This is a genomic window from Blastococcus sp. OS1-29, assembly GCF_057628075.1.
In genome coordinates this window covers 314,783-327,008 of record NZ_JBXXJK010000001.1, presented here as the reverse complement: position 1 = coordinate 327,008, position 12,226 = coordinate 314,783, and the positions used below count along the sequence as shown (strand labels likewise).

General features: G+C 75.3%; 16 protein-coding genes and 1 pseudogene. 5 read left to right on the top strand and 12 right to left on the bottom strand.

Translation table 11 applies throughout. The features are described 5' to 3' along the window. Window positions 1-13: 13 nt before the first annotated feature. Window positions 14-598, bottom strand: coding sequence for a cupin domain-containing protein (locus AC2H4J_RS01630; protein WP_487463078.1), 585 nt, complete (start codon window positions 596-598; stop codon window positions 14-16). A 144-nt stretch (window positions 599-742) separates the two neighbouring features. Here AC2H4J_RS01630 and AC2H4J_RS01625 point away from each other — a divergent pair, with 144 nt between their 5' ends. Genes AC2H4J_RS01625 through AC2H4J_RS01615 form a run of 3 tightly spaced genes read left to right on the top strand, consistent with a single transcriptional unit; the run spans window position 743 to window position 3,662 of the window. Then, entirely contained in the window at window positions 743-2,314 is a 1,572-nt protein-coding gene (locus tag AC2H4J_RS01625; RefSeq protein ID WP_487463077.1) for a purine-cytosine permease family protein, read from the top strand. Further along, complete coding sequence (speB, locus tag AC2H4J_RS01620; protein WP_487463076.1) at window positions 2,314-3,273, top strand: agmatinase; 960 nt, start codon at window positions 2,314-2,316, stop codon at window positions 3,271-3,273. Before AC2H4J_RS01625 ends, speB begins: the two co-directional genes overlap by 1 nt. Further along, window positions 3,270-3,662, top strand: coding sequence for a YybH family protein (locus AC2H4J_RS01615; RefSeq protein ID WP_487463075.1), 393 nt, complete (start codon window positions 3,270-3,272; stop codon window positions 3,660-3,662). The genes speB and AC2H4J_RS01615 overlap by 4 nt, the downstream gene beginning before the upstream one ends. A gap of 27 nt (window positions 3,663-3,689) precedes the next feature. Here AC2H4J_RS01615 and AC2H4J_RS01610 read toward each other — a convergent pair. From AC2H4J_RS01610 to ssd, 7 genes and pseudogenes are all read right to left on the bottom strand, one after another. Beyond that, window positions 3,690-4,031 (bottom strand): annotated as a pseudogene (locus AC2H4J_RS01610) (Rv3654c family TadE-like protein); the annotation flags it as partial. Beyond that, on the bottom strand, window positions 4,028-4,360 hold the full coding sequence (locus tag AC2H4J_RS01605; protein WP_487463074.1) for a TadE family type IV pilus minor pilin: 333 nt from the start codon (window positions 4,358-4,360) through the stop codon (window positions 4,028-4,030). The gene AC2H4J_RS01605 and the pseudogene AC2H4J_RS01610, both read right to left, overlap by 4 nt. 44 nt (window positions 4,361-4,404) lie before the next feature. Beyond that, window positions 4,405-4,542: a DUF4244 domain-containing protein gene (locus AC2H4J_RS01600; RefSeq protein ID WP_487463073.1), complete on the bottom strand. Its 138-nt coding sequence runs from the start codon at window positions 4,540-4,542 to the stop codon at window positions 4,405-4,407. A 225-nt stretch (window positions 4,543-4,767) separates the two neighbouring features. Next, the gene (locus tag AC2H4J_RS01595; RefSeq protein WP_487463072.1) at window positions 4,768-5,484 is read right to left on the bottom strand and encodes a type II secretion system F family protein; all 717 of its coding nucleotides are present in this window, start codon (window positions 5,482-5,484) and stop codon (window positions 4,768-4,770) included. Next, the gene (locus tag AC2H4J_RS01590) at window positions 5,481-6,272 is read right to left on the bottom strand and encodes a type II secretion system F family protein (RefSeq protein ID WP_487463071.1); all 792 of its coding nucleotides are present in this window, start codon (window positions 6,270-6,272) and stop codon (window positions 5,481-5,483) included. The genes AC2H4J_RS01595 and AC2H4J_RS01590 overlap by 4 nt, the downstream gene beginning before the upstream one ends. Next, on the bottom strand, window positions 6,266-7,405 hold the full coding sequence (locus AC2H4J_RS01585; RefSeq protein ID WP_487463070.1) for a TadA family conjugal transfer-associated ATPase: 1,140 nt from the start codon (window positions 7,403-7,405) through the stop codon (window positions 6,266-6,268). The genes AC2H4J_RS01590 and AC2H4J_RS01585 overlap by 7 nt, the downstream gene beginning before the upstream one ends. Then, complete coding sequence (gene ssd, locus AC2H4J_RS01580; protein ID WP_487463069.1) at window positions 7,402-8,460, bottom strand: septum site-determining protein Ssd; 1,059 nt, start codon at window positions 8,458-8,460, stop codon at window positions 7,402-7,404. Before ssd ends, AC2H4J_RS01585 begins: the two co-directional genes overlap by 4 nt. A gap of 126 nt (window positions 8,461-8,586) precedes the next feature. On the opposite strand from ssd, the gene AC2H4J_RS01575 reads away from it, so the two are divergent. Together AC2H4J_RS01575 and AC2H4J_RS01570 are read left to right on the top strand one after the other, a co-directional pair. Continuing rightward, window positions 8,587-9,429 carry an HAD family hydrolase gene (locus AC2H4J_RS01575; RefSeq protein WP_487463068.1) on the top strand — a complete coding sequence of 281 codons (843 nt, stop codon included), beginning with the start codon at window positions 8,587-8,589 and terminating at the stop codon, window positions 9,427-9,429. Window positions 9,430-9,481: 52 nt separating this feature from the next. Further along, window positions 9,482-9,754, top strand: a complete 273-nt coding sequence (locus AC2H4J_RS01570) for a hypothetical protein (protein ID WP_487463067.1) — start codon at window positions 9,482-9,484, stop codon at window positions 9,752-9,754. On the opposite strand, the gene AC2H4J_RS01565 is transcribed toward AC2H4J_RS01570, so the two are convergent. The 4 genes from AC2H4J_RS01565 to AC2H4J_RS01550 all read right to left on the bottom strand — a co-directional run bounded on the left by AC2H4J_RS01565 (window position 9,717) and on the right by AC2H4J_RS01550 (window position 12,188). Continuing rightward, window positions 9,717-10,724 (bottom strand): aldo/keto reductase, encoded by a 1,008-nt coding sequence (locus tag AC2H4J_RS01565; RefSeq protein WP_487463066.1) that lies wholly within the window; start codon window positions 10,722-10,724, stop codon window positions 9,717-9,719. The two genes, AC2H4J_RS01570 and AC2H4J_RS01565, sit on opposite strands and share 38 nt — an antisense overlap. A 36-nt stretch (window positions 10,725-10,760) precedes the next feature. Continuing rightward, entirely contained in the window at window positions 10,761-11,549 is a 789-nt protein-coding gene (locus tag AC2H4J_RS01560) for a Fic family protein (RefSeq protein ID WP_487463065.1), read from the bottom strand. A gap of 38 nt (window positions 11,550-11,587) precedes the next feature. After that, window positions 11,588-11,785: a hypothetical protein gene (locus tag AC2H4J_RS01555; protein WP_487463064.1), complete on the bottom strand. Its 198-nt coding sequence runs from the start codon at window positions 11,783-11,785 to the stop codon at window positions 11,588-11,590. A gap of 73 nt (window positions 11,786-11,858) precedes the next feature. Further along, window positions 11,859-12,188, bottom strand: coding sequence for a tetratricopeptide repeat protein (locus AC2H4J_RS01550; RefSeq protein ID WP_487463063.1), 330 nt, complete (start codon window positions 12,186-12,188; stop codon window positions 11,859-11,861). Window positions 12,189-12,226 lie beyond the last annotated feature (38 nt).

The window sequence follows — 12,226 nt, the reverse complement described above, 5'->3', positions numbered from 1 at the left end:
GAGCCTCCTCCGGTCACGGCGCCGGGGTCAGGGCCCAGAGGACCTCGGCGGCGGCGCGCGACGAGGGGTTGAGCCAGGTGTGCGGTGTGGCTCCGGGCATGGTGAACGCGTCCCCGGCGGCGAGGTCGACCGTCTCGCCGGGCAGGAGCAACTGCAGCCGGCCGGAGACGACGTAGACGAACTCGACGTCGCAGGCGAGCGCGTAGAGCTCGGGACCGCCGCCGCCACCGGGCTCGACGATCGACCGGATCACCTGCAGCTGCCGCTGGGTGCCGGCGGTGAGCAGGAACTCGCGCAGTCCGCGCCCGCCGAAGTTGATCAAGGGCGCGTCGCCGGACCGGACGAGGGACGTCTCCGGCGCCTCGAACAGGCTGCCGACGCTCATGCCCAGGACACCGCAGACGGTCACCAGGGAGGCGACGGACGGCGACACCTCGTCGCGCTCGAGCCGGCTGAGGAACCCCTTGGTGAGACCGGCCTGCTCGGCCACCGCCGCCAGGGTCAGTCCCGCCGCCTGGCGCGCCGCCCGCAGGCGGACGCCGATGAGAGCGCCCACCGGGTCGGCGGGGCGGGTCAGCCGGCGCACCTCCCCCGCCATCCCAGCCTCCCTGCGTACGCGGTCCCGGAGACCAGCATGCCGCACGAAGAATCCGCGCAACATTAGTTGTCCCCCAGACAACCCTGCCTCTAGCCTCTGCCCACCGCGGTGGCCGGGTGCCACTGACTCACCCGGAGGTGGCACATGAGCGGACCCGAGATGGCGGGCCTCGCGGCGGAGGCGGCACGGCCCCGCGTGACCGACGTCGAGCAGCACGGCATCGACACGATCCCGGACGCGGAGCGGACGTCGGGGCCCTTCGACCTGTTCCGCATCCAGTTCGGCGGCGCCAACACCTTCGCCACCGTCATCCTCGGCACCTTCCCGGTGCTCCTGGGACTCTCGCTGGTCCAGGCGGTCCTCGCGACCATCCTCGGCGTTCTCGTCGGCGCGCTGATCCTCATGCCGATGGGCCTGTTCGGGCCGCGCACCGGAACCAACAACGCGGTCTCCTCCGGTGCCCATTTCGGCGTCCGCGGACGGGTGCTCGGCTCGTTCCTGTCGCTGCTCACCGCGATCGCCTTCTACTCGATCTCGGTGTGGGTGAGCGGCGACGCGATCGTCGGCGCGGCCACCAGGCTCTTCGGGGTGGGCGACTCGGATCTGCTGCGCGGCATCATCTACGCCGTCCTCGGTGCCCTGGTCATCGTCGTCGTCATCTACGGCTACCAGTTCATGCTGCTGGTGAACAAGGTCGTCGTCCTGGCCAACACGGTGCTCTTCCTGCTGGGCATCGTGGCCTACGCGTCGGTCTTCGACTTCGGTTACGACCCGGGCCCCGACGCCTATGCACTGGGCGGCTTCTGGCCGACGTTCATCCTCTCCGCGCTGATCGTCATGGGGAACCCGATCAGCTTCGGCGCGTTCCTGGGTGACTGGTCCCGGTACATCCCGGCGGGGACGCCCAGCGGCCGGCTGATGGGCGCCACGCTGCTCGGCCAGCTGGCCACGCTCGTCCCGTTCTTCTTCGGCGTCGGCACCGCGACCCTGGTCACGGGCGACGACTACGTGGTGGGACTCATCCAGGCCTCGCCGCTCTGGTACGCGGTGCTGCTGATCGTCGTCGCGTTCCTCGGCGGCATGTCGACCGGCGTCACGTCGCTGTACGGCACCGGCCTGGACTTCTCCTCGGTGTTCCCGCGACTCAACCGCGTGCAGGCGTCGCTGTTCATCGGGACGCTGGCGTTCCTGTTCATCCTCGTCGGCAGGCTGGCCTTCGACCTGCTGGGCAGCGTCAATGCCTTCATCGGTGCCATCGTCATCTGCACCACGCCGTGGATGATCATCATGACCATCGGCTACGTGGTCCGCCGCGGCTACTACTCGCCGCCGGACGTGCAGGTGTTCAACCAGGGCCGGACGGGCGGCCGCTACTGGTTCGACAACGGCATCAACTGGCGAGGCATCACGGCCTGGATACCGGCCGCCATCGCCGGCCTGCTGTTCGCCAACTACCCGCCGCTGATCGAGGGGCCCTTCCGCAACGCAGTCGCGGGCGGCATCGACGTCAGCCTCCCGGTGTCCCTCGGACTGGCCGCCGTCATCTACCTGGCCCTGCTGTTCGCGTTCCCGGAGCCGCGGTACGCGTTCGGACCCGAGGGACCGCGGTGGGTGCCCGTGCGTGACGGCCAGGCGCCGACGGTCGTGGATGACCCACGGGCCTCGGTCCACCGCGCCGGACGCCGCGCCTCCGTTCCCACCGAGCCGGTCGCGTGATGGCCGAGCGGATCACGCGAGACGGCCGGCTCGGGCAGGTGGACGGCACGGTCGTGCCGCGGTTCGCCGGACCGGCGACGTTCGCCCGGTTGCCCCGGATCGACGAGGTGTCCGATGTCGACGTCGCGGTGGTGGGGGTGCCGTTCGACTCCGGGGTGAGCTACCGCCCGGGAGCCCGCTTCGGCCCGGCCCACGTGCGCGAGTCCTCGCGCCTGCTGCGGCCGTACAACCCGGCCCTGGACGTCGAGCCGTTCGCCCGCCAGCAGGTCGTCGACGCCGGTGACATCGCGGTCAACCCATTCGACATCCAGACCGCCATCGCTGAGATCCAGGCCGGCGCCGGCGCCCTGCTCGAGCGGGCGGGGCGGCTCCTGACGATCGGCGGGGACCACACGATCGCCCTGCCGCTGCTGCGCGCCCTGCACGCGAAGCACGGCCCGGTGGCCGTCGTCCACTTCGACGCCCATCTGGACACCTGGGACACCTACTTCGGCGCGGAGTACACCCACGGCACCCCGTTCCGCCGGGCGTCGGAGGAGGGGCTGCTCGACCGGAGCGGCTGCCTGCACGTGGGCATCCGCGGGCCGCTCTACTCGACGCAGGACCTCGTCGAGGACGGCGAGCTCGGATTCCAGATCGTGCATGCACGCGAGGTCGACGACCTGGGCATCCGCGGGGTGATCGAGCGGGTCCTGGCACGGATCGAGGACCGCCCGGTGTACGTCTCGGTGGACATCGACGTCCTGGACCCCGCCTTCGCCCCCGGGACCGGGACCCCCGAGGCCGGGGGCCTGACCAGCCGCGAGCTGCTGGCCATCCTGCGTTCCTTCGCCGGCGCCAACCTGGTCGGCGCCGATCTGGTGGAGGTGGCCCCGGTCTACGACCATGCCGAGATCACCGGCATCGCGGCGTCCCACGTGGCGTTCGAGCTGCTGTCGGCCATGGCACCGCCGGCATGAGCGCCGAGGACGAGGTGCGGCGAGCCGCGGCCGCGCTCGTGGCCGCGTTCGGCGGCGGCGACGTCGCGGGCTACTTCGCCTGCTTCGCCGAGGACGCGACCTTCCTGTTCCACACCACCGACCGGCTGATCACCTCCACCGCCGAGTACCGGCAGGAGTGGGCGCGCTGGGCCGCCGAGGACGGATTCCGGGTGCTCGACTGCTCCACCCAGGACACGGTCGTCCAGCTGCTCGGGGACGCGGCGGTGCTGACCCACCGGGTGCGCACGACCGTCGCCACCGACGCCGGCACCGAGGTGCTGCGGGAGCGGGAGACGATCGTGTTCGCCCAACGGGATGGCCGGTGGGTCGGGGTCCACGAGCACCTCTCCCCCGACCCCGCTGTCTGACCCGCCCACCGGCACCGGCCCCGCGCGGGCCCGGGCCGAAGCCGCGTGCACCCCCAGCCGGCCCAGCCGTACCGGCACGCTGACCCGGACCTCGACCACCGCCGACGCGTCGACGGAGCAGAAGACCAGGCTCGCGGCATTCGCCCGGGCCACCTCGGCGGCGAGCCCGCAGGGATCCGGCTCCCCGAGGACGGCCCGCCCGGCTCCGGCCAGGGCGGCGAGGTCCGCCGCGGTGCCCGCGCGGTGCCTGGCGACGGCGGCAGCGCCGACCAGCACGACCGCGGCGGCGAGGACCGCCAGGACGCCGGACAGCGCAAGGACCCAGACGGTCGCCGAGCCCCGGTCGCCGGCGGGACGGCCGCCCCTCACCCGGCGCCACCGGGCTCGCGGACGGCGACCGCCGCGCCGGACAGCGTCACCGCCAGAGGCATCGGCCCGAGGGGTGCGACCCGGACGGTGACCGTCACCCGCACCTGTTCGCCCTCGCCGCTCACCCGCGTGACTGCTCCGCCCGGCGACAGCTGGTCGACCAGCCGCCGCACCGCCACCTCCGATTCCCCGCGCGCGGCCGCCCGCGCCCCCTCCCGGGCGGCGTCGACGCAGCGCAACTGCGCCCCGAGCACGGTCACGGCCGCCACCGCACCCGCGAGGACGAACAGCAGCACGGGCAGCACGACGGCGGTCTCGGCCGTGACCATGCCGGCCTCCGCCCGGATCCGTCGCCCACGCCGGAGCCTGGCGTTCAGGACAGCGTCGCCAGCGCGGACTCCACCAGCTTCGTGAGGCCGGTGACGATCGAGCCACCGGTCACGACGCGGTAGAGGACGGCGGCGAAGGCGCAGGCGGCGACCGTGCCGACCGCGTACTCCGCGGTACTCATCCCTCGTTCCCCGCTCTCCCGTACCGTCGCCCACCGCGCCACCAGGGCGGCCCGCCACCACGGTCGTGGGCGGGCTGTGGTGCTGGCTGTGGTGCTGCTGGTCATCGCGAACCTCCTCCGTCGAGCCCGCTGGCCGGGCGCTGCACCGACCCTCGCGGCCGGAGGCCACCCGGCCCGGGCACAGGTCGGATCTGTGGAGAGAGCGGCCGCCTGTGGACACGGAGGTCACCAGCGGAAGACGTCGCCCGCGATGCCGAGCACCAGGGGCACGACACCCAGGCACAGGAAGGCCGGGAGGAAGCACGCTCCGAGCGGCGCCAGCACCCAGATCCCGGCCCGGCGGACGGCGGCCTCGGCCTCGAGCCGCGCGGCCGCTCGGCCGTCGGCGGCGAGCGACCGGAGCGCCGGGACGACGGCCGCGCCGGACTCGCCGGCGCGGACGAGGGCCCGCCCCAGCCCCGCCAGCTCGTCGGGGACGTCGTCCCACGCACGCCGCGGGTCCGCACCCAGCCGGTGCAGCGCCGCCACCCGACGCAGCGCGGCGCCGACCGGACCGGCATCCGCCTCGCCCACCGCCGCCACCGTCCCGGGCACCGGCACGCCGGCCATCAGGCACACGGCGATGAGGTCGCATGCGGCCGGCAGGTCGCGGAGCAGCGCCGCCCGGGTCTCGCGCCGGCCGTCGTCCGCCCCCCTCCGGAGCAGCCGCTCCCCCAGGACGGCGACGATGCCGCCGGCGAGCAGGCCGGTGGGGCCGCCGACCAGCAACGCGACGGCGAGCGCCGCGGCGCCGGAGAGCACCCGTCTCGGGCCGACCGGAAGCGGGCTCCGTCCCCTCGCCTCCGACCGTCGCGGCGAGCGCACCGAGGTCACCCGGTGGGGGTCCACCCGCGGTGCCCACAGGAGCAGGGCCGCGCCGAGCGCCAGCGCCGCCGCCTTCATGGCGCAGCCCGCGCGACCAGCCGGCGCGACCACGCCACGCCTGCGGCCTCGAGCCCGACTCCCGCGACGAGCAGCACCTGGCCGACAGCGGTGCCGGTCAGCACACCCCACGGATCCGCACCGATCCCGTGCCCCATCGCCAGCCCCAGCACCGGCAGCCCGGCGAGCAGCGCTGCGCTGGCGCGGGGCGCTGCGGTGGCGGTCTGCAGCTCGTGCCGGAGTCGGTGGCGGGCACGCAGGTCGTCCTCGACGGCGCGGACGACGGCCGCCAGTGAGCAGCCGGTGCGTCCGCTCAACTGCACCGCGGCCGCGACCCGGGTGAGCGCGTCCGCGAGCAGCGGATCGGCATGGCCGCCGGGGAGGGCAGGTGCCCGCAGGACCCTCGCCAGGGCGGCCCCGCAGTCCTGGTCGGCGCACGCGACCGCCGCGGACTCGATCGCCGCCGCCAGGGACCGGCCGCTGCGCAGGTCCGCGGCGAGCGCACCCAACCCGTCGGCGAGCGACCGGAGCCGTCCGCCGCCCGCCCGTGCCGCCCGCGCCGAGAGCCAGGAGCGCACCCCGAGGAGGGCAACGGTCCCGCCGAGCACCGCGACCAGCGGGGTGCTGAGGAGGGCGCCGGCGAGCACGGCGACCGCAGCCGCGGCGGCCGGCAGGGGCAGTGTCCGGATGTCACCGCCCCGGGGAACGGCGCCCCGGCCAGCCAGGGCGGCCACTCTCCAGCGCCGGACGGTGTCCCGGTCCGGCCATGCCAGCAGCGCGACGGCACAGCAGAGGGCCGCGGTCAGCACGGCGGCTGCGCCGCGAGTTGCTCCTCCATGCGCGCCCTGCCGGGGCAGGGGCCGCCGTCGGCGCGCCATGCGGGCTCGACGACGACGAGGTCGCCCGACCGCCGTGGCGCGCCGATCTCGTCGACCCGGCGTCCGCCAGGGGTCCGGCGCAGGTGCACGACCAGGGCGAGGGCCGCGGCGGCCTGGCTGTGCACCGCCGTCCGGCCGAGCCCGGCGGCCACGCCCAGCGCCTCCAGCCGCGCCGGCACCTCCGCCGGCCGGTTCGCGTGCAGTGTGCCGCAGCCGCCGTCGTGCCCGGTGTTGAGCGCGGCGAGCAGATCGACCACCTCGGCCCCGCGCACCTCGCCGACGACCAGCCGGTCCGGCCGCATGCGCAGCGCCTGCCGGACCAGGTCCCGCAACGTCACCTGGCCCACGCCCTCGACGTTCGGGGGGCGGGTGAGCAGCCGGACGACGTGCGGATGCGCGGGGTTCAGCTCCGACGCGTCCTCGCAAAGGACCATCCGGTCCGCGGGATCCGCCTCGCCCAGGAGCGCCGACAGCAGGGTCGTCTTCCCGGTGCCGGTGCCACCGGTGACCAGGAAGGGGCGCCGTCCCGCCACGACCGCCCGCAGCAACTCACCGCTCTCCCCGGGCAGCGTGCCCAGCGCACCGAGGTCGTCCAGGGAGTACGCGCACCGCCGCAGGACCCGCAAGGACAGGCACGTGCCGCTGCCCGAGACCGGTGGCAGGACGGCGTGGAGGCGGGTGCCGTCGGGAAGGCCCACGTCGACCCACGGAGCTGCGTCGTCCAGACGACGTCCGGCCAGCCCCGCCAGCCGGACGGCGAGCCGGCGGACGGCGTCGTCGTCGGGGAACCGCACCGCCGTCCGCGTCAGCCCCGCGCCGCGATCCGTCCACACCTCGTCGGGGCCGTTGACCAGGACGTCGGTGACCCCGGGTTCGCGCAGCAGCACCTCCAGCGGGCCGGCGCCGGCCACGTCGTCGATCGCCTCCCGCACCGCGCGCAGGACGTCGTCCTCCCCCAGCAGTCCACCGGTCTCCTCCCGGACGAGCGCGGCCACCCGTGCGTGGGTCGGGGCGACGGGTTCGAGGGCGAGGCGGGCGCGGACCCGGTCCAGCAGCGCCGTCACCGCGCGCTGACCGCCGCGACGATGCGCCGGGCCACGCCGCCCAGCGGAGACCGGGCTCCCACATCGGGCGGCTCCCCGCGCTCGCCCCGCGCCACCGCGCTGCGGTCGTGCGGCAGCTCGGCGAGCACCGGCCGTCCCACGACGGTGGCCACCTCGCGCGGACCGAGCCCGCCGGGCACCCGGCCCACGACCAGCTGGGCGCCCGACCAGGGCGAACCGGACGCTTCCACGAGCAGCCGGGCAGCGGTGGCAGCCCGCAGCCGGCCGGGCACGACGAGAACCGCGAGATCGGCGTCGGCGGCCACCGGGCCGGCCTCGTGCGGCCCGGCACGGAACAGGTCGACGACCGCCGGGCACCCGACCGACCGGGCCGCCTCGACGACGGCCGTCAGCGCCTCCGCGGGGACCTCGTCCGGCGCCTCCCGCGCCGAGGCGAGCAGATGCACACCGCCGACCTCGGGGAGCGCCGCCAGCAGGGCGTCGCCGGCAACGCGTCCCCGCAGGCCCGCCAGGTCCGGCCACCGCAGGCCGTCGGCGCGTTCCGCGCCGAGGACCAGGTCGAGGCCGCCACCCCAGGGGTCGCCGTCGACGAGGAGCACGCCGGGCGCGGCGGCGAGCGCGACCGCGGCCGCGACGGTGCTGGTACCGGCCCCGCCGCAGCTGCCGCCGACGACGACGAGCCACCCGCGCTCGACCGGGGCGCGCACCGCCGACGACGCCCGCGAGACCAGCCACGCCTCGTCGACGGGAAGCACCGCGACGCGCTCGGCCCCCAGCTCGACCGCTGCGGCCCATGCGCTGGCCGGGAGCTCGCGTGGGGTCACCACCACGAGGCCGGGGCGGCGCGGCAGGGAGCGCAGTGCGCTGCCCGTCAGGGCGTCGGCGCCGACCAGCACCAGCGGCGCATCCCGGTGCGCGCGACGCAGAGCCGGGCCGCCGGTGGCCAGCTCCGGCTCGGCGCCCGCGGTGGCGAGCAACCGGAGCAGATCGTCGATCAGCTCCTCGTCCGAACTGACGACGAGCGGGCGGGAGGAGGGGCCGTGAGGAGGGGACACGGCGCCAGCCCAGCAGCGGGCGGGCAGACAGTGCCATATCCCGAGGGAAACTGTGGATGACCCGAACGGGTGTGGACGGCGCGCGGAGCCAGCCGCCCCGTTCCTGTCCACTTACAGTCGTGTCTTGTGACCCGCGCCGCGGCGTTCTTCGACCTGGACAAGACGGTCATCGCCAAGTCCAGCACCCTGGCCTTCGGCCGGCCGTTCTTCAACGGTGGGCTGATCAATCGCCGCGCCGTGCTCAAGACAGCCTACGCGCAGCTGGTCTTCTCCCTCGCCGGCGCCGACGCCCAGCAGATGGAGCGGCTGCGCGCCCAGCTCACCACGATGGTGACCGGCTGGGACGCCGCGACCGTGCAGGACATCGTCCAGGAGACGCTGCACGAGATCGTCGACCCGCTCGTCTACGCCGAGGCGGCCGATCTGATCGAGGAGCACCGCGCCGCGGGCCGCGAGATCGTCATCGTCTCCAGCAGTGGCGCGGAGATGGTCGAGCCGATCGGCGAGATGCTCGGCGTCGACCGGGTGGTCGCCACCCGGATGATCGTCGCGGACGGCCGCTACACCGGCGAGATCGACTTCTACGCCTACGGCGAGAACAAGGCCGCGGCCATGCGCCGGCTCGCCGCCGAGGGCGGCTACGACCTCGCCGACTGCTACGCCTACAGCGACTCGATCACCGACCTGCCCATGCTGTCGGCCGTCGGCCACCCCACCGCCGTGAACCCCGACCGGGGGCTGCGCAAGGCGGCGCTCCAGAACGGCTGGCCGGTCCTGCAGTTCACCCGCCCGGTGAGCATGCGGGCCCGCTTCTCGGCCCCGCCGACCCCGGTCGTCACCGGCGCGGCCATGGGCGTGGGTGCGGCCGTCGTCGGCCTGGCCTGGTACGCCCGCCACCGGGCGCTGCGCTCGGCCCCGCCGTCGGCCCTCGGTCCGCTTCCCGGCCGACGACGCCACCGCGGCGCCTGACCCGACGGCGAGGCACTCCCCCGCCTCGCGCCGGGTGGGCCATCCTGCCGACGTGGTTCCCGTGGTCCTCGCCTGGCTGGCCGTGCTTGCCGTCGTGGGCGCCGCGGTTCTGTTCGGTCAGACCGCCCGAGCGGCCCCGCGCCGGCGAAGGCGCTCCCGCCGGCGCCGCATCGGCCTGTTCGTCTCGCTGTCCGGGCCCTGGCTGGCCCTCCTCGGCGGTGTCGCCGCCGGCGCGCTCACCGGCGCCTGGCTGGCCGCAGCCGCCGGCGCCGGCGCCGGCGTCGTCCTCACTGCGGTGGCCGGCTACCTCCTCGCGCCGCACTGAGCCAGCCGGCGGCGAACTCGCGGACGCCGTCCACGGCCGTCCGCGTGGCGGACAGCGGGCGGAAGGCCTGTGCCGCGGCGGTGAGCGCGGCCCGCTCGTCGGTCGCCAGGCTGATCGCCGCGGCGGCCGCGTTGTTCTCCAGTTGCTCGACGCTGGACGCCCCCGGGATGACGACCACGCGCGGCAGCGCCACGAGCCAGGCCAGGGCGATCTGCGCGGGCCGGGCCTGGTGGGCGTCGGCCACCTCGCGGAGCACGTCGAGCAGCGGTTGGGCCCGGCGCAGGTTCTCGGAGCCGAACAGCGGGTTCACCGCCCGGACGCCGCCCGGACGGTGGCCGACCGTGTACCGGCCGCCGAGCAGGCCCTGGGCCAGCGGGCTGTAGGCGATCACCACCCGGTTCTCCCGCTCGGCGAAGGGCACCAGGTCGTCGAGCGGCTGGGCGTGGGCCAGCGAGAACTGCACCTGGTTGCTGACCACCGGGCGCCCCAGCGCGGTGTCCGCGGCACGCCAGCGGTCCAGCGAGTAGTTGGAGACGCCGGCGGCGCCGATCCGGTCGTCGTCCAGGAGCGTGCGCAACCCGGGCATGATCACCGAGTCGGGCACCAGCGGATTGGGCTGGTGCACCTGGTAGAGCGGGATCCGCGACAGGCCCAATCGCTTCGCGCTGCCCTCGAAGCGTTGCCGGATCACCGGCGGGAAGGGCGCGACCGGGAAGATCTTGCTGGCGACGACGACGTCGGCCCGCTCGTGACCCAGCGCCTCGCCGAGGATCCGCTCGCTGCGGCCGAAGCCGTAGATCTCGGCCGTGTCGAACAGCGTGACGCCCAGTTCGCGGGCCCGTCGGACGATGTCGCGTGCGGCACGGTCGGCATACGCGTCGCCGTATCCCCACTCGCGCGAGCCGAACTGCCAGGTGCCCAGCCCGATCCGGCTGACCGGGCCGAGCCCGTCGACGTCGAGGTAGTCCATGGGGTCAGTGTTCGCGCTCCCGCGGCGGCCCGCTGGTCAGCCGCGGAGCAGGCTCTCGCAGATCGCCAGCCCCTCGAGGGCGCCGTGCTCGGTGGCCCGGCAGCAGTGCACGAGCCAGCCGGCCACACCCGGCCGCGTGCCGGAGGCATAGCCGTCCAGCGCCTCGAGATACGCGTCCCGGCCCAGCTCGGCGAAGCCGACCTCGGGCACCGACACGGCCTTCGGGTCCAGCCCGCGGGTGATCCCGGTGAGCCGGGCCGCGCCCCGGGCGACCACGCCGTCGGCGGTGCCGAACGGTGCCAGCGCGGCGAGCTCGCCGTGCACCAGCGCGGCGACCAGCACGGCCGGAGCGGACGTCGTCCCGGTGGCCAGCGCGAACAGGCCCGCCAACCGCGGGCCGGCGTGCGGCGCCGGACGGCCGAGTTCGCCGCTGTCGGTGAGGTCGGCAGCGGCCAGGACGTGCAGCCGCGCCAGCACCTGACCCGGGGCCCGCGACCAGGTGTCGATCATCGAGCCGAGCCCGGCGGACACCCGCAGCGCGCCCTGCACCAGCGGATCGGACACGCTGCCGGCGCGCAGGTCGGCCAGCGGGACGTCCACACCCTCCAGAGCCGCCGACGCGCGGGCGCCGCGCAGCGCCGACTCGGTGCTCACGCCCGCCGATTCGCGGCGCAGCACCTTGTGCCGGAGCAGCCGGTCGATTCCGGCCCGCGCACCGTCGGCCGCCTCCCGGACACCGGGGAGGTCGAGGAGGGGGGCCAGTGGGTCGGGTCCCGCGGCGCGGGCCGTCGGTCGTGCGCCGCCGGAACGGACGGGGATGGTCACGCCCAGGACGGTACGAGGCGCCCGCCCCGGAACCGCCATCAGCCCCCGAGGTTGCGGGCGTCGGTCCCGTCGTCGTCCAGTGGCAGTTCCGGCGGCACGGGGGCGCTGGGGGCGGCCGTACCGCCCACCCGGCCGCCGACGTTGCGATCACCGGTGCCGTGCGCGCCGTGGTCGCCCCGCTCGGCCTGCTTGACGGTGCCCGTCACCTTGCCCATGAGTCGTCCGAGCATGCTCATGGGCGCAGGCTCCTCCGTCGGGCAGGATCCGCGGCCCCCGCAGCCACCTCCCGCGGCCCCGGACGGCGTGCCGTCACTCCGCGCCGAGGGCGTCCGCCACGCGGTGGTGGGCCACGGCCTCGTCGTGGCGGCTCTGCCGCTCCAGCGTGCGGGCCAGCGCCCGCCGCGCCCAGCCGTTGGTGGGCGCCAGACCGATCAGCCGGGTCAGCGTCTCCTCGGCCCGGCCCAGCTGCGCCGAGCCGAAGTAGGCGCGGGCGAGCAGCTCGACCGCGGCCGGGTTCGCCGGCTCCGCGGCCACCACGTGGGTCAGGATGCGCGCCGCCTCCGTGGGCTGTCCCATGGCCAGGAACAGGTCGGCCCGCAGGTACTCCGAGTGCAGGTCGATCTCGAACGACTGGGTCATGCATGCGACAACGCACCGCACCCCTCGGCCCTTCCCCG

Excerpts from the sequence above, each read along its gene's own strand:
- AC2H4J_RS01630 (WP_487463078.1), bottom strand. The coding sequence starts at position 598 with ATGGCGGGGGAGGTGCGCCGGCTGACCCGCCCCGCCGACCCGGTGGGC.
- AC2H4J_RS01625 (WP_487463077.1), top strand. The coding sequence starts at position 743 with ATGAGCGGACCCGAGATGGCGGGCCTCGCGGCGGAGGCGGCACGGCCC.
- speB (WP_487463076.1), top strand. The coding sequence starts at position 2,314 with ATGGCCGAGCGGATCACGCGAGACGGCCGGCTCGGGCAGGTGGACGGC.
- AC2H4J_RS01615 (WP_487463075.1), top strand. The coding sequence starts at position 3,270 with ATGAGCGCCGAGGACGAGGTGCGGCGAGCCGCGGCCGCGCTCGTGGCC.
- AC2H4J_RS01605 (WP_487463074.1), bottom strand. The coding sequence starts at position 4,360 with ATGGTCACGGCCGAGACCGCCGTCGTGCTGCCCGTGCTGCTGTTCGTC.
- AC2H4J_RS01600 (WP_487463073.1), bottom strand. The coding sequence starts at position 4,542 with ATGAGTACCGCGGAGTACGCGGTCGGCACGGTCGCCGCCTGCGCCTTC.
- AC2H4J_RS01595 (WP_487463072.1), bottom strand. The coding sequence starts at position 5,484 with ATGAAGGCGGCGGCGCTGGCGCTCGGCGCGGCCCTGCTCCTGTGGGCA.
- AC2H4J_RS01565 (WP_487463066.1), bottom strand. The coding sequence starts at position 10,724 with ATGGACTACCTCGACGTCGACGGGCTCGGCCCGGTCAGCCGGATCGGG.
- AC2H4J_RS01555 (WP_487463064.1), bottom strand. The coding sequence starts at position 11,785 with ATGAGCATGCTCGGACGACTCATGGGCAAGGTGACGGGCACCGTCAAG.
- AC2H4J_RS01550 (WP_487463063.1), bottom strand. The coding sequence starts at position 12,188 with ATGACCCAGTCGTTCGAGATCGACCTGCACTCGGAGTACCTGCGGGCC.